The sequence below is a fragment of the uncultured Aquimarina sp. genome, from assembly GCF_947492965.1.
GTDB lineage: Bacteria > Bacteroidota > Bacteroidia > Flavobacteriales > Flavobacteriaceae > Aquimarina.
The window spans coordinates 35,298-52,213 of record NZ_CANLOZ010000007.1 but is presented as its reverse complement, the minus strand read 5'-3'; the positions used below and the strand labels follow the sequence as shown (position 1 = coordinate 52,213).

Here is a 16,916-nt window from a genome sequence, read left to right as displayed (position 1 = left end):
CAAAATTCAACAGTTATATGCAAGATACGTCTACCCAATATGACGCAATAATCACCAAATGTCGTGATTTATTTACTAAGAAAATGAAAGATTATGGAAGTGCCTGGAGAATCTTAAGATTACCATCTCTTACAGATCAAATTTTTATAAAAGCACAACGAATTCGTGGGCTACAGGAAAATAAAGAAAGAAAAGTAGATGAAGGAGAAGTTTCGGAGTTTATTGGGATCATTAATTATAGCTTAATGGCTTTGATTCAATTAGAAAAGGGAGTGGTAGATCAGCCAGATTTATCTGTAGATTTGGCGACAGAATTATACGATAAGCATATCAATATCACTAAAACATTAATGATGAATAAGAATCATGATTATGGCGAGGCTTGGCGTGATATGAGAGTAAGTTCACTTACCGATCTAATCTTACAAAAACTATTAAGAGTAAAACAAATCGAAGATAATAAAGGTAAAACTATAGTGAGTGAAGGGATTGATGCAAATTATCAGGATATGATTAATTATGCCGTATTTGCGATGATTCATTTGGGTGAAGCAAATTAATTTTTGATTTTATAAAATACTGTTAAACTAAAAATAACAAGGTATAAACCCTTTATCTTGTTCGCGATAACTTATAATCTCCATATTAATGATGAAAATACTAGTTGGTTTTTCCAGAATATTTGTAGCAGCACTTTTTTTATTTTCAGGATTTATTAAGCTAAATGACCCACTTGGGTTCTCTTATAAATTGCAAGAATATTTCAGTGAAGGCGTTTTAAATATGGAGTTTTTGATTCCGATTGCGTTATTACTAGCAGTGTTTCTATGTATTTTTGAAATTATTGTCGGAATCACCTTATTACTCGGATATTTACCAAAGTTTACGGTTTGGTCGTTATTAGGCATGATCGTTTTCTTTACATTTCTTACGTTCTATTCAGCATATTTCAATAAGGTAACAGATTGTGGATGTTTTGGAGATGCACTTCCATTAACTCCTTGGGAATCTTTTACGAAAGACGTGATTCTCTTAGTATTCATTCTTATTTTGTTTTTTGGAAGGAAATATATCACACCAATTCTTCCAGAGAATTCACATAAGTGGATCGTATTTGTATCCTTTACAGCTTGTTTGGCATTTGCGTATCATGTACTAATGCATTTACCAACTTTTGATTTTAGAGCCTATAAAATTGGGACTAATATTGAAGAAGGAATGTCAGTGCCCGAAGGAGCTCCTGAGGCAGAATTTGAATATTCATGGAAGTTTGATGTAAATGGAAAAGAAGAAATTATCAAAACTAGCGGAGAATATCCTCAGGTAGATGGCAAATATATTGGAGTAGAAACTAAAATGATCGAGGAAGGATACATTCCACCAATTCATGATTTTGCGATAGAAAAAGATGGAAATGATTACACCGCCGAGTTTTTAGAAAAGGAAAATGTGGTTCTCATCGTTATGTATAATCTTTCTAAGAGTGAAGGAGAAGGAATGAGTGTTATCAAGGGATTAACAGATAAAGCAATGGCTCAAGGGTATGATGTGATAGGGCTTACAGCCTCATCTCCTGAAGCAGTGGCACAGAAAAAAGAAACATATAATCTTAATTTCGATTTTTATAGTACCGATGAGACAGCGCTTAAAACAATTCTAAGATCCAATCCTGGAATTGTGAAGTTGAACAAGGGAACCATTACCGAAAAACTACATTGGAATGATGCCGATCAGCTGATTTTAGATAAAGTAACACCTTCCAAGCCTAGAATAAATGCAGAACTAAAGTCTAAATTAGATAGTATTGCTAAACTAGATCAGAAGTTTAGGAAATTAATGCAAGCTAAAACAGTTGAAGAACGTGATAGTATTGCGAAGTTGGTAGGAGCTACTGAGGAAGAAGCTTTGAGTGATTATTGGTTCCAACAAAATAAAATTGATTCTTCGAATACAGTATATATAGAGCAGGTATTTAAGCAATATGGGTATCCTGGTAAATCTCTTGTAGGCGAACCTACAAATAAAGCTGCTTGGTATGTAATTCAACATTCTGATAAAATAGATAAATACCTTCCTTTAATTAAAGAAGCTGGAGAAAAAGAAGAAATTCCTTTTAGACTTGTGGCAATGATGGAAGACCGATATTTGATGGGTAAAGGAGAAGAGCAAGTATATGGTACACAAGGAATGACATTTAATTCTGATACCAATAAACCAATTGATATTATCTGGCCCATAAAAGATGCGGAAAGTGTGAATGAAAGAAGAGTAAAAGCAGGATATAATACTACAATTGAAGAGTACGCAAAGCTCTTGTATGGCGATACTTTTGAATATAAAGTTTATACCTTAGAAGAAGTAGAGCAGTTAAAGCAAAAGTCGAACTAATATGATTTCGTACTTCTATAAATTAGGGTATGCATTACTTACTTTATTAGGAGTGATAACAGTAATCTTTCTTTTATTTACAATTCTTCCTGGTGATCCTGCTCAGATGATGATGGGGCAAAACGAAAATCAGGAACAATTAGATATTATCAATAAAAAATATGGCTTTGATTTGCCATTGGCAACACAATACCGATACTATCTAAATGATCTGTCTCCCATTTCTTTTCATAGTACTCAAAAGGATGACTTTTCCTATTTCGATACAAAAAAGTATGTTGGAACATCTTTATTAAACATCGGTAATGTACACATGATTCTGAAATACCCCTATTTAAGAGAGTCTTTTCAGAAAAACGGAAAGAAGGTAAGTCAAGTCATTAAAGAAACCTTACCTAATACAGTGGTTTTAGCTGTTTCTGCAATTTTTATAGCTATTTTATTGGGGATTACCATGGGTATTATTAGTGCGTTGACCAAAGATCAATGGCCAGATCGATTATTGCAATTGGTTAGTACAATCGGTATGAGTGTTCCTTCTTTTTTTAGTGCTATTATTTTTGCTTGGTTGTTTGGTTATGTGTTACATGAATATACCAATTTAAATATGACAGGTAGTTTGTATGAGGTAGATGATTTTGGAGAAGGAACGTATATTCAATGGAAAAACTTACTATTGCCAGCAATCGTATTGGGAGTTCGTCCACTGGCAGTAGTGACTCAATTAATGAGGAATTCTTTATTAGAAGTAATGAGTCAGGATTATATAAGAACTGCTAAAGCAAAAGGTTTGTCTCTATTTCAGATTATCCGCAGACATGCATTGAAGAATGCATTAAATCCTGTAGTGACCGCCATCTCTGGATGGTTTGCATCCATGTTAGCAGGAGCTGTTTTTGTAGAATATATTTTTGGATGGAATGGACTAGGGAAAGAAATTGTAGATGCCTTAAATACTTCAGACCTTCCAATAATTATGGGTTCGGTTATCGTAATTTCTTCTGTATTCATTCTAATCAATATATTTGTAGACGTTATCTATAAATGGTTAGATCCCAGAATTAGAGCATAACGATAGTGTTAAAAATGTAACCAAATAAAAACCACACAAATAAATTAAAATTAATGAGAGCAAAAATTGTAGCAGGAAACTGGAAAATGAATAAAAACCTTGCTGATACAGGAGTTTTACTTTCTGAGTTAAAAGAAAAACTAAACATATCAACAGAAGCCCAAGTAATAGTGGCGCCAACTTTTACGAATCTTTATTATGCTTTTGAAGAATTAAAAGGATCCAATATTGGAGTGGCAGCACAAAATATGCATCAGGCAGAAAGTGGAGCCTTTACCGGAGAGATTTCTGCAGATATGTTAAGTAGTATTGGAGTAAAGACTGTTATTTTAGGTCATAGCGAAAGAAGAGCGTATTTTGGAGAAACGGATGAATTGTTAGCCGAAAAAGTTACGACCGCTTTAAAACATGGTATGACAATTATATTTTGTTTTGGAGAAGAATTAGAAGAACGTAAAAGTGATAATCACTTTAATGTTGTCGAAAGTCAGTTAAAGAATGCATTATTTAAGTTGGATAGTGAAGCTTGGAAACAAATAGTATTAGCATACGAACCCGTTTGGGCAATCGGAACAGGTGAAACTGCAAGTCCAGAACAAGCACAAGAAATGCATGCGTTTATACGTAAAACAATTGCAGAAGCATATACAGCAGAGATTGCAGAAGAAGTTTCTATATTATACGGTGGTAGTGTGAAACCAAATAATGCCAAAGAAATTTTTGCTAAACCAGATGTTGATGGTGGTTTAATAGGAGGAGCTTCTTTAGATGCAGAAAGTTTCTCTGCGATCGCAACCTCTTTTTAAACACTAGATATTATTATAAAACAGAAAGGTATTCGCTAAAACGAATGCCTTTTTTGTTGCACAAAAGATTAACTTTGCGCTTTAATTTTTAGTATATGACAGTACCAGTATATATAGGGTATTACTTTACCATACAGCCATTACAACCTGCTACCGAGATTTTGATCGCAGAGTTAGGTTATGCAGGTTTTGAAAGTTTTGTGGAAACAGAAAATGGAGTGGAAGCATTTATTCAAAAACCAGAGTGGAATGAGCATATTTTAGATAACATCCATATTCTAAATTCGGATGAATTCGAGATTACTTATACAACCAAAGAAATAGAACAGGTAAACTGGAATAAAGAATGGGAAAAGAATTTTAATCCCATTGTAGTGGATGATATTTGTGGTGTTAGAGCTCCTTTTCATGAAAAGTCGGATGTGATATATGATATCGTCATAGAACCTAAAATGTCATTTGGAACAGGGCATCACGAGACTACACATATGATGATCCAACATTTACTGAAAGCTGATTTAGAAAATCAAAAAGTGTTGGATATGGGTTGTGGTACAGGTGTTTTGGCAATTTTAGCAGAGATGCGTGGTGCACAACCTATCGATGCAATTGATATAGACAATTGGTGTTATTTGAATACTGTAGAAAATGTAGAACGAAATCATTGTAGACATATTACAGCATACGAAGGAGATGTTTCCTTGTTAGATGATAAAAGATATGATGTAGTTATAGCAAATATTAATAGAAACATATTATTAAAAGATATATCTAGGTATGCAAAAACACTAAAATCCAAAGGACAACTTTTTTTAAGCGGTTTTTATAGCGAAGATTTAGAGCTAATTACTAAAGAATGCAATGCAAATAATTTAGAGTTTGTAAATAGTTTGGATAGAAACAATTGGATAGCAGCTTGTTACAAGTTAAAATAATCTAATATACGATTCGTTTTTCTGTATGAAATAGTATATTTGTATAAAAATAAGGAGATGAGCACACAAGAAAAGGTTTTAGAAGAAGTTTTAGAAAAAACCACAGAACAAAATAATAATGAAATTGTTCTCTATAATGATGATGTAAATACTTTTGATCATGTTATAGAAACTCTGATTTATACGTGTGAGCATACACCAGTTCAGGCAGAACAATGCGCAATGTTGGTACATTATAAAGGAAAATGTACGGTAAAAACTGGTGCTTATGAAGAATTAGTACCCAGATGTTCGAAACTGCTTCAGGCTGGTTTAAGCGCAGAAATTGTTTAACAAAAATACTTATAAAGAAACGCTCAATATATTTTGGTATTGAGCGTTTTTTTTGTTTGAAATTAAAATTATGTTGGAGTATACTATAGCTACCTCTTTACTATGGGCTAGTTAAAATAGAAGCCTTGCTGAAGAGTTTAATAGTAATGATATTGCAGCATTGAATTATCTATACTAAGATCTTATTACCTTTTGTGATCTGATAATCAGAGTGTAAAAATTATGAAAACCCAACTTCGGTTGGTTTTTTTATGTTTATTATGTGTTCGGTCCTTAAGCTAATGGAAAAAAGAATGATGATGTATTCTTAAGTTTTTTTACAAAAAGTCATCAATAAATAGATGTTAATAAATTTTTAACATTATTTAGTTAAAAATTTATGATATGTAAGAAAAAACTTTCTGATTATTATCAGTGTAATTTTGTTTGCATTTATTTAACATCGGTCGAAATATCATTGTTGTGTCCTTAGATTTGTTAATTTATTGTAAAATTTCAAGTGCACTTCATCGGTTATATTGTGTGAATTAAAGATGAGGTTTTGTTAGATTTTTCGCAACTTTGTTGCATTTAATTTATCCTTTTTAAGTATTGATAGAGAATAGTTTAAGGAATTAACTGATATATCCAAAAAAATATCATATCTTCATCCCGCTTTAAATTTAAAAAGATTCAAAGCTTGTTAAATTAATAGCAATAAAATAGGTTTACTTATGAGAATCTATTTTAGAAAAAAGTAACTACACAAACTCAACTTTTTTAAAATGAAAAAAATCAAAGTATTAGCGCTTTGCGCTATCGCGGCTGGTGTAATAACATCTTGCCAAAAAGACGAAATTAATAACGATCTTCAACCAGAATCAATAGAGCTTAGTAAAGATCTTCAAGACAAAATGTTAGCTGCAGGTGTTAACCCTGGTGACGCTTATATCAAAGATATGGTTAACCCATTAACAGGAGATTCTGAGAAAATGGTAGTGTCGGGAGACATCAATATTTTCCTAAAAACTTTAGAGGCTGATGGATATGCATTAGGAGATACTGAAGATGGTAACAAGCAATACAGAACAAACAACTTAGTTTCTTCTGGAAACAGAACCATTGATATTTTAGGTTTCACAGGTTCTTGTTGTGCTTTATCAAGTAGAATGCAAACGGGTCTTCAGTGGGCAGTAAATAACTATAACAGAATCAATACTACATTAAATTTCAGATTAACATTTGGAACAAATTTCCAAGCTGCTGATATGGTAGTATATGATAATGGACAAGGTGGACAAGGTGGTTCTGCAGGATTCCCAGAAGGAGGTAGACCATTCAAGTTTATCCAGATCTTAAGTGGTATGGCTAGCGCAAGTAATAACGTTAATGAGCACGTTATTGGACACGAAATAGGACATGCTTTAGGTTTCAGACACACAGACTACGCTCGTAGAAGATGTGGTGGAGCTAATGAAGGAACTGCTGGAGTTGGAGCAATCAATATCCCAGGAACGCCTTCTGCTAACCAGTGGGGACAGAGTGGTTTAGACTCTGGTTCTTTAATGATTTCTTGTTTCGACGGAAGCGAGGATGGAGAATTTTCTAACTTCGATATCGTAGCATTAGAATTCCTGTACTAAAAAATAAATCCTATCGTGCATAGGTATATATAAAAAAGCTTTGAATCCATAATGGAGAAACCATCTCAATACTGTTGAGGTGGTTTTTTTATTCTAGGAGGGTTAATATCCTAAGGCTCGACTCGCTAGTAAAACATAAACAGTGTGAGCACTAGAAGTCCTTTGAATACTCCGTGAACTTGCTCCCGAGATTTTTACTTTCAGGTAGATTCTTATTATAAAGTACATGTAGTATACAGCTCAATATATGGTGATGTACTAGAGCGTGTTATTTCCTATTGCTACTAGGAATAGATAGTACATACTTCTTGTAATTGTTTCTTTAAATGGTTTTAACGTGATGGAGTTTTAAAAGAAGCTGCTAGAAATCGATTCTGAAGGATAAATTTGGCGTAATTCCAGCAGATATAGTATTTACTTCTTGTAATAAAAAGTCATTGTTGTCATCGAATCTAATATTGTAAGTTCGATTTAGGGTGTTTTCCTTATCATACAAATTGAATAAAGAGAACCCGATCTTGCTTCTCCAGGTATCACTTTTAGACAACTTAAACTTATAAGAAGCAGAAAAATCTAATCGGTGATAGGTGTTTAATCTTTCGCTATTAGTTTCTCCATAATCAATGAATAGAAATCCATTATCTTCTGTTATTCCTGATGCGGGAGTATAGGGTCTGCCATTTCTAATTGTCCATCCGAGAGAGAATTCAAAATTATTCCATTGATAACTATGAATCCATGAAAGAGAATGTTGAACATCAAAATTCCCAGGAAAATAATTACCGTCGTTTACATTTTCGAATTTAAAATCTTGGTTAGTGTATGAATATCCAATCCAAGTTCGATAATCGCGAATTCTTTTTTTGATTAACAAATCAATTCCAAAAACTTTGCTTTCTCCAGTTTCCAAATCTAACACCCCATTAAATCCATTAGCAAAGGATGTTAAGCCTTCGGTATCTTTATAGTATCCTTCTATATCAATATGCCAATTATTCTTGTTAATAGTAAACCCTCCTGATATTTGATCACTGCTCAGCATAGAAACAAATTCTGAATCTGCCAATAGCCAAATCTGATTATCCAGATTAAAATCGTTAGGTAAATAATTTGCAACCTGACTAATTACTTGATTTCTCCTTTCTGCAGCGATTTTAGTAATTATATCATTAAATATATTAAACTCTATATTGATTCGTGGTTCCCAATATGTTTTGTCTAGAACAGAAAAATAATTGCTTCTGATCCCTGCACTTAGTTTGAATTTTTCGTTTAAGTTTAACTTGTATTCTCCAAATACAGCATGTGTAATATTATTATCGCTTTCATCGAATGTGAAATTATCTGCCGAATAGTCGGCATTGTATGTTACATCATTACTAGAAAAATCATATCCTATCGAAAGACTATGTTTTGAATTGATGCTCCAATTGGTGTGAACTGATGCTCCTGCATCTCTGATGGTATTCGTTTCTATAATGTTGTTATTTAAAAAAAGGAAACCATCGCTAGAAGCCCTAACTTCACGCAGTCCGTCATAATTAAAATTATAGTTCGAAAAGTAAATATTGGCAGAATGAGAAAAGTTGTTACTCCATAGTTTTTCCCATTTTATGTTTGCTCCCTGATTTACGAACTCTAAGTTGTCTTTTTGGTTCTCATCGAAAGGTTCGCTAAAACCTTGTATGTTTTTAATATTTAAAGTGTAATCGAGATTATTATTGGTAAAAATAGAACTAATAGTAAGCTTGTCGTTTTGTTTGTTGTTTTTTGATAAATCTAAAATAGCTTTGAGAGTTAGGTCTGTGAAATAAAATATATTTTCGTTTTCAACAGTTTCTTGATCGAGATTTTGATTGTCAACAAAGAATCGGATGCTTTGAAATGCTCTATCAGAATAACTTCTAAAAGTAGGTGTTTCAATAAGATCAGTAAAGGCTCTTCTTGCAGAAATGATAACACCTAGCCCGTCATCTACAGGAGCTTCAAAATAAGCATCGATATTAGTCATATTGATGCCAACTCCAAATCCTAAATCCTTAGGTATTTCGTTTTTCGATTCTATATCAACTACACCAGAAATTCTATTTCCGTATTTAGCTTCTGTACTACTTCTGGAAAGTTTTATGTTTTCCGTTATGTAAGGGTTAAAGATAGAGAGCAGATCAAAAAAATGACCAGAACTGTACATTTTAATACCATCCCAAAGTATAAGGTTATGATCTGGTGTTCCTCCTCTTATATGAAGTCCGGAAGCGGTTTCTGTAGGACTTTGAACCCCTGGTAAAAACTGAAGTGTTTGTAAAATATCTGGTTCTACCAATCTTGGTAGAATACCTAGTTTACTGGGATCAATATTTATGGCACTATTTGCTCCTTGTCGAGATATTCCTGAAGTAACATACTCTGTAATAACAACTTCGCCTAGTTGAAAGTCATCTTCCTTCATTAAGATTTTAATGCAATCTATGTTTTCCAATTCTTTTGCTATGAAATATCTATTTTTATAGCCCAAAAATCTAATATCGATTGTATCATTTGGTTTTGCTAAATGAAGCTGGAAATATCCATTATCGTCAGTAGAAGTGGTTTTAGATTGATTCCGATTAACGACTAGAGCTTCTTGTAAAGGATTTTGTCTTCTATTATCTAAAAGATATCCACAAATCGTTATTCTCCCTACCTTTTTTTTCTTACGAATTACATAATATCTATCGTTAATTTTTTCGAAAAAAATAGAGGATTGACTTTCTATTTCTTTTAGAATGTCTGAAAGGATGTTTTTGGAAGGAGTTGTAACTTGTTGTTTTTTAATAATTTCTGGGTTAAAAGAGAATTTAATACTATAGGAGTCTTCAAGATTTTTTAAAACTTCTTCTAAAGAAATTTTATCATAACTTAATGACTCTGTTTTTTGCGAAAAAGAGGGTAGGTGTAGAAGGATTAAGAGGAGAAAAAAAAATGATTTCATTTATTCTTTAACGAGAACTATGTTGTTTTCGTTGTTAAAAGTATATGAAATTTCCATAGGAACAAAGATTGTTTTTAATGCTAATTCAATATTTTGGTGACTATAGCTGCCTGTAAAACGTTTATTAAGGTCAATTTTTGCAGTATCAAATGAAATATTAAACTGATTTTCTAAGGATTGAATCACCTGATTCAGTGGTGTATTCGTAAAAGTAGTTTCACCAGATAGCCAACTTGGTAATGAGGATTTGGTGTTCCAGTTTTCTACGACAGAATTCGCAATTCTAAACGCATTTCCTTTAGTAAGTGTTGCTTCGCCAGTACTTTCTGATCCAATAGCTTTTACTTTTCCTTCATGGCAGATAACTTCAAAAAAATCTTTTCTGGTATTCATGTTAAATTGTGTTCCTAAAACTTGAACAGTACCGGAATTAGATTCTACAATAAAATTCGAACCTTTTGTTACTTTAAAAAAGGCTTCTCCTAACAGGACCACTTTTCTACTATCATTCCAATCAGATTTTTTGTAGGATAATTTTGATTTTGAATTTAAAATTACCTCCGATCCATCTAAAAGTTGAACCGTCATTTGTTCTCCATAATTTGTAGTGTAAACAGTAGAACGATTAAAGAAAAAGAAAAGACCAATAAGAACTAGTAGCGTAGCGGCAATACTATAAATCCATTTTGGGGCAAAAGAAATTACTTTAGTGCTGTTAGTAGCATCAAGCATATTTTTCTTTATCTTTTGCAGATTTTCCTTTTTGTCATAAGCCGGAGACTCCAACATTGCTACCTTATCAACAATCACCTTGTATTTCTGATATTCCTCAGAATTTTCAAATTCCATTTTCTCCTTTGGGTCAAGGTCGTTGTTGAGCCATCGAGCTAAAAATGTTTCGTCTGAATACGGATTTTGCATTTGTTTTTTTGTTCTTCGTTTATGCTTTCTTTTTAATTAACAGTCTTATGTTGAATTACCCTACATAAAATTATAAAATATCTCCTAATTTTTCTCTTAAACTTACTAGCGCATAATGTATTCTCTTTTCTATAGCTTTTACAGAAACCCCTGTCATCTCAGCTATTTCCTTGTAGGATTTTTTGTCTATTCTTGATAATAAAAAGGTCTCTCGCTGTTTTTCAGGAAGATCGTCAATGGCTTTTTTAAGTTTTGCCATAAACTCTTTTTCTTCAATTATAAACTGAGGGTCTTGATTATTCAAATCCGAATGCGGCTTTTGTTCGTATTTTAGAACTACCTTCTTGTGTGCAATATGATTTAGTAAATTGTTATTTGCAACTGTAAATAAGTAAGATTTGGCTTTGTAAAAAACTACTTTCTTGCAATTTTTCCATAATTTGATAAAAGCATCCTGTATAATGTCTTCCGCAAGACCAAGGTCACCGCATTTGTAATAAATAATATTGCGCAAGGACTCGGAACAATCGTCAAAGATTAATTCGAAATTTTTTTCATCACATACAGATTTCTTTTCCATAATAATTCTCGAAGATATTTATTTTCCGGAGATATTAAAATTTATTGTTTTAACAGTTTTATGTAGCTTCTATTGTTACACTTAAAAAACATCGTTTTTGAAATTAAATTTTATTGAATTCCTACAAAAGTTAAAGAAATAATAAATAAATTTTGTATTTAACTGGTAATGAGGGTGTTTTAATTTATGAATTTTAAAAAAAATAGATTATGTTAGCGAAATTAAAAAAAAACAATAGAAAAAGTAGGGTTTTCTACCTTTCGATTGTTTATTATAGAAGTAACTCAACAAAATTTGTTTAAATGAAAAAAATTATTCTTGTTATTGTTGCGTGTTCGTTTTGGTTCGCGGGTACTGCACAATTTAATTCTTCGGCTCCTTGGATGAAAGAGCTTAATGCGCAAAAAAAGTCTTCCGGTGATAATGAACCTTTAAAATTCCAAGAAATTGTAGATGCTTTTAATGATTATTGGAAGGATAAAGATCATACTAAAAAAGGTTCTGGATATAAGCCTTTTAAAAGATGGGAGAATTTTTGGAAGGATTGTTTAAATGATGATGGAACCTTAATGAGCCCAAAACAGATTTGGGATGCTGGAATGCAAAAAAATGCATTACAAAGTAAAATGGTTGATAACAGTAATTGGGTGGCTATCGGTCCAGATGATATTATAGATAGATCATTTTCTAGCGCAAATATTGGACGTGTAAATGTTGTAATCGTAGATCCAGTAGATTCTAATAAATATTACGCTGGTACACCAGCAGGTGGTATATGGAGATCTTTAGATGCTGGAGCTTCTTGGGAACCTCTATCTGATGAATTGCCTCAGATTGGAGTTTCTGCGATAGCAATAGATCCTGTGGATACAGATATCATTTATATCGGAACAGGAGATGATGATGCTAACGATACAGTGAGTGTTGGAGTATTGAAATCTACAGATGGTGGACAAACTTGGAATACTACTGGTTTAACTTTTACTGTGTCTAGTGCAAATAATATAAGTGAGATTTATTTAGATCCTACAGATAGAAATAAGGTATTTGTTTCTTCGAGCAGAGGTTTTTATAAGTCTACAAACGGAGGGACTAATTTCACAAGGGTATTTAACGGAGATTTAAATGATATGAAATTAAAGCCAGGAGATTCTAATGTAATATACGCGGTCTCAGATACTCAGGTGTTTAGATCTGATGACAATGGAGATTCGTTTTCTACCATCACTAGTGGGTTACCATTAACAGGAGGTACAACAAGACTTGCATTAGATGTAACTCCTGCAGACCCAAATTATGTTTACGTATTAAGTGCTGGAACGGGTAATGTTTTTCAAGGAATTTATAAATCTACAGATAGTGGAGTGAATTTTACTAAAACGGCTTTTACAAATACAGATATTTTTGGAGCTGGTCAGGCATGGTATGATATGGCGATAGCTGTTTCTGATACTGACGCTGATGAAATTTATACTGGAGAACTAGATATATGGAAGTCTACTGATGGAGGTGATAACTTTACTCAAGTTAATAGATGGTCCGTGAGAACAGAATCTTATACACACGCGGATATTCATTTCTTACGTTTTTTTAACGGAGATTTATATTGCGGTAGTGATGGAGGTGTATTTAAGTCTACCAATGGAGGAAATACTTTTGCCGACCTAACCCAAAAAATGCAGATAGGTCAGTTTTATGAAATTGCTGTTTCTAAATCAAATGGTAAATCCAGAAAAATGGCTGGTGGTTTGCAAGATAATGGAAGTTTTGGACTTACTACTGCTGGAGAATGGAATGTTTATGGAGGTGGAGACGGTATGGATGCTGCTATTGATCCTAATAATGATAATAACTATTATGGTTTCATGCAGAATGGTCAAAACCTATGGATCTCAACTAATGGTGGTCTTACACAAACAGCTAGAGTTGCTCAACCAGCTGGTTCTACAGGAAACTGGGTTACTCCATTATTAATGAATAGTGAAAGTGAATTGTATGCTGCTTATAATGCTATTTACAGATTAGATGGAAATGCTTTTACTCAAGTTTCTCCTAATTTCACAGGTAGCTCTGATTCTAGAAACAGAATTGATCAATTCGAAATAGACCCTTCTAATCCAGATATTATGTATGCCACAATAAATGAGACAATGTGGAAAAGTACAGATAGAGGTGTTTCTTTTACAGAGGTAGAGTCTTTTACGTTATCAATATCTTCAGTAAATGTGCATAGCAGTAATAGTAACATTGTTTATGTTACAACATCTGGAAGATCAGGTGGTGTATTTAGATCAGATGATGGAGGGTTAAATTTTACAGATATTACAGGAGATTTACCAAGTATACCTAAAATGGTAGTTAAACATCAAGGGTTGCATTCTGATAATCCTTTATATGTAGGAACGACTATAGGTGTTTACAGAACTGATGATACAACTCCAGGAGTTTGGGAAGCATTTGATAATAATCTTCCTAACGTACCAGTAAGAGATTTAGAAATAAATGTAAACGATGCTAATATTACTGCAGCGACTTATGGAAGAGGAGTATGGCAGTCTACTATTCCTGTAGAACTAGCACAAGATGACATACGTTTGGTAGCTATCAATTCTCCAGGATCAGAAATCAATTGTGGTGCTGTTTCGCCTTCTTTTACTGTTAAAAATAATGGTACTAATGTAATTTCATCAATTGATATCGAATACGTAATAGATGGTAATTCTAATACAACTACTTGGTCCGGTACGATCAATTCTAACGAAACAGCTGTAATTGATTTACCTGTGTTAAATTTAGATTTAGGAGAGCACAGCATAAATGTAATTGCTGCTGTAGCTAACGATACAAATGATGGCAACAATTCTATAGAGGTTAAGTTTAATACGAATAGTAGTTTCAGTGTGTCTGAAGGAGTAAATGATTTTGAAGATGCTAGTGATGAGTTGTTGACAAGTGGTGGAGTTTTATGGGAACGAGGAGTGCCTGCTGGGACTTTATTGAATGCCGCAGCATCTGGTCAAAATGCCTATGCGACTAATTTAGATGGAAACTATATAGATGGTACTTCAAGTTATTTGATCTCTAAATGTTATGATATGACAACTGTTGGAGAAAATCCTGTTCTTAAATTTAATATGGCTTTTGATATTGAATTAGATTGGGATTTCATGAATGTAGAATATTCTACAGATGGAGGTGCAGTTTGGAATATTCTTGGTACTGCTAATGATCCTAATTGGTATAATAGTAATACTGCAGTTAATTTAAGTAACTGTGCTACTTGTCCTGGTGCGCAATGGACTGGAACTGATACTACGATGAAAGAATATAGTTATGACCTTTCAGCATTTTCTGGTGAAAGTAACTTTGTTTTCAGATTTAACTTTGTGTCTGATGGAGCGGTTAATAATGAAGGTGTGGTTATTGATGATGTTGTTATTGAAGGAAATACACTTAGTGTAGAAGAGGTAGAAAACAGACCAGCACTAAGCTTGTTCCCAAATCCTTCTAGTGGTATTTTTAATATACAATGGAGAAATGCTGCTAATGTTTCTTATACCGTTTCTGATTTAACAGGAAAGGTAATTGCATCTCAAAAAGGATTAATTTCTTCTGATAATTCTGCTCAAATCAATTTATCTAGCTATGCAAGAGGAATGTATTTCCTTAACGTTAATTTAGATGGTATAGAGGAGACTCAAAAGATTATTAAGAACTAAATATTCTTTTTGTTGGATAGGAAGTATATCTATCAATAAAGAAGAATAATTTAATACAAAAGAAAGGCTGTCAGCAATTTATTGCGGACAGCCTTCTTCGTTTTATCTGTCATCACTATTTAAAAAAGATGGATCTAACGATCAGTTTTCGTTTAATAAACAAAGATATTCCAAAGAGAATATAGAATACACTTTTGAAAGTATACCAAAAAGTAAACTGATAAAAAGCTCCTGAAGGAACACCACTTGGTTTTGTAATGATGAGTGTGTGTAATACTATCCTTAGTAATCCATAACCAATTAATAATATGCTCCAATATTTAATTAGTTTTGGAGTGTTTTTTTTCTTTTTAAATAAATATAAGAAGGGAGATGTTAGTATTATCATTATCAAAAAAGGGTAGAATATACCTGCTAAAAGATATTCAATACTTTTAATGATAATGGGAATAAAGCTTACAATTAATAAGATTTCATATAGTTTGTTGTGTAATGTTTGTCTTTCAGGTCTCATTGTGCTAGTTTTTTAAAAATTTTGAAAACGAAGTTTGTGGAGGATAATAGGTAGTCAAAATTGATAGTTTCATAAGTGTCTTTGGGAGTATGAATAAAAGGTGTTGTATCTCTTTTAGCATATTCTTCAGAAATTCCAACAGTGTTAAAACCCTCATCAATAAATGATTTATGATCAGAAGAGCTTACTGTAGTGCTGTATATGGGAATGTGGTATTTCTTAGCATTGCTTTCATATAGATTTTTAAGCTTCTTAGAGGGTAACTCTATTTCAATTCCATAATTTTGATCCTTGTCCCATCCCATCATATCTATAGTGTGTACAGAATGTATCTTTCTATTCATTTTTTTTAGCATTTTTGCGTAAGCTTTACTGCCGACTTCTCCATCCTCCTCTTGATCGAACAAAACGATAAGAAAATTGATGTTTCTTTTCTTTAGTTTTGCGAGTTTATAGGCAATGGCTAGGCTTAAGGCTACTCCCGTAGCATTATCAATAGCGCCAGGACAATTACGTTCAGAATCATAGTGTCCTCCAAATAGTAGGTATTCATTGCTATCTGTAGTAGCAGGTAATATCGCAGCAACGTTAATTCCCTTTACGGGTGGTAAACATAAATCAAGTAATGGATTTCCGTTTGAGGTACGGTAATAATGATTTTCAAGTTGCCAGCCCATTGAAGATAAATAATCAGATAGATAATTTGCAGTAATATCGCGTTCTTTAGGTGATGCCCTTTGGTTTAAATAGATTTTATCTTTAATAGGAGTCTTTCCTGTTAATTTTTGTAAAATTTCCATTTGTATTGAGGTTATGTCTTTCTCTGCTGCTAGTTGATTTTGAGAATTAGATAAAAAAGGAGTTAATAGTAGGCTAACAATACTGAGTTTTTTTAATAAATTATTCATTTACATTTGTTTAAGTGTTTTTCAAATCTATATGTAATCATTCCTTTGAGCTAAATTTTATGATCAATATAGATGTGTATACTGCACACTATATAAATTTATGGGTGCATATGTATGTATGTGTTTTTGTAGCGCATTGGTCATTGT

The 16,916-nt window shown here is 32.8% G+C and carries 12 protein-coding genes; 8 read left to right on the top strand and 4 right to left on the bottom strand.

The genetic code is table 11. The annotated features are described in order from the left end of the window. Positions 1-17: 17 nt before the first annotated feature. The 7 genes from Q1B37_RS17770 to Q1B37_RS17740 all read left to right on the top strand — a co-directional run bounded on the left by Q1B37_RS17770 (position 18) and on the right by Q1B37_RS17740 (position 7,156). Positions 18-560 (top strand): DUF1599 domain-containing protein, encoded by a 543-nt coding sequence (locus tag Q1B37_RS17770; protein ID WP_299900825.1) that lies wholly within the window; start codon positions 18-20, stop codon positions 558-560. Between the two features lie 88 nt (positions 561-648). Further along, the gene (locus Q1B37_RS17765; RefSeq protein WP_299900823.1) at positions 649-2,388 is read left to right on the top strand and encodes a BT_3928 family protein; all 1,740 of its coding nucleotides are present in this window, start codon (positions 649-651) and stop codon (positions 2,386-2,388) included. Position 2,389: 1 nt separating this feature from the next. Then, positions 2,390-3,460 (top strand): ABC transporter permease, encoded by a 1,071-nt coding sequence (locus Q1B37_RS17760; RefSeq protein ID WP_299900820.1) that lies wholly within the window; start codon positions 2,390-2,392, stop codon positions 3,458-3,460. Positions 3,461-3,513: 53 nt separating this feature from the next. Beyond that, a complete protein-coding gene (tpiA, locus tag Q1B37_RS17755) occupies positions 3,514-4,266 on the top strand; it encodes a triose-phosphate isomerase (RefSeq protein WP_299900817.1) in 753 nt (250 codons plus the stop codon). Between the two features lie 95 nt (positions 4,267-4,361). Further along, complete coding sequence (prmA, locus tag Q1B37_RS17750) at positions 4,362-5,201, top strand: 50S ribosomal protein L11 methyltransferase (protein ID WP_299900814.1); 840 nt, start codon at positions 4,362-4,364, stop codon at positions 5,199-5,201. A 57-nt stretch (positions 5,202-5,258) separates the two neighbouring features. After that, a complete protein-coding gene (locus Q1B37_RS17745; RefSeq protein WP_299608246.1) occupies positions 5,259-5,534 on the top strand; it encodes an ATP-dependent Clp protease adaptor ClpS in 276 nt (91 codons plus the stop codon). 764 nt (positions 5,535-6,298) lie between these two features. Beyond that, entirely contained in the window at positions 6,299-7,156 is an 858-nt protein-coding gene (locus tag Q1B37_RS17740) for a M57 family metalloprotease (RefSeq protein WP_299900811.1), read from the top strand. A gap of 361 nt (positions 7,157-7,517) precedes the next feature. Here the strand turns inward: Q1B37_RS17740 and Q1B37_RS17735 are convergent, their stop codons facing one another. The 3 genes from Q1B37_RS17735 to Q1B37_RS17725 all read right to left on the bottom strand — a co-directional run bounded on the left by Q1B37_RS17735 (position 7,518) and on the right by Q1B37_RS17725 (position 11,628). Then, positions 7,518-10,127, bottom strand: coding sequence for a TonB-dependent receptor (locus tag Q1B37_RS17735; RefSeq protein ID WP_299900808.1), 2,610 nt, complete (start codon positions 10,125-10,127; stop codon positions 7,518-7,520). Next, entirely contained in the window at positions 10,128-11,048 is a 921-nt protein-coding gene (locus tag Q1B37_RS17730; RefSeq protein WP_299900805.1) for a FecR family protein, read from the bottom strand. 70 nt (positions 11,049-11,118) lie between these two features. Continuing rightward, positions 11,119-11,628: a sigma-70 family RNA polymerase sigma factor gene (locus tag Q1B37_RS17725; protein ID WP_299608237.1), complete on the bottom strand. Its 510-nt coding sequence runs from the start codon at positions 11,626-11,628 to the stop codon at positions 11,119-11,121. A 302-nt stretch (positions 11,629-11,930) separates the two neighbouring features. Here Q1B37_RS17725 and Q1B37_RS17720 point away from each other — a divergent pair, with 302 nt between their 5' ends. After that, positions 11,931-15,347 (top strand): T9SS type A sorting domain-containing protein, encoded by a 3,417-nt coding sequence (locus Q1B37_RS17720; RefSeq protein WP_299900802.1) that lies wholly within the window; start codon positions 11,931-11,933, stop codon positions 15,345-15,347. A 510-nt stretch (positions 15,348-15,857) separates the two neighbouring features. On the opposite strand, the gene Q1B37_RS17715 is transcribed toward Q1B37_RS17720, so the two are convergent. Beyond that, positions 15,858-16,769 (bottom strand): M28 family peptidase, encoded by a 912-nt coding sequence (locus Q1B37_RS17715; protein WP_299900800.1) that lies wholly within the window; start codon positions 16,767-16,769, stop codon positions 15,858-15,860. Between the last annotated feature and the right edge of the window lie 147 nt (positions 16,770-16,916).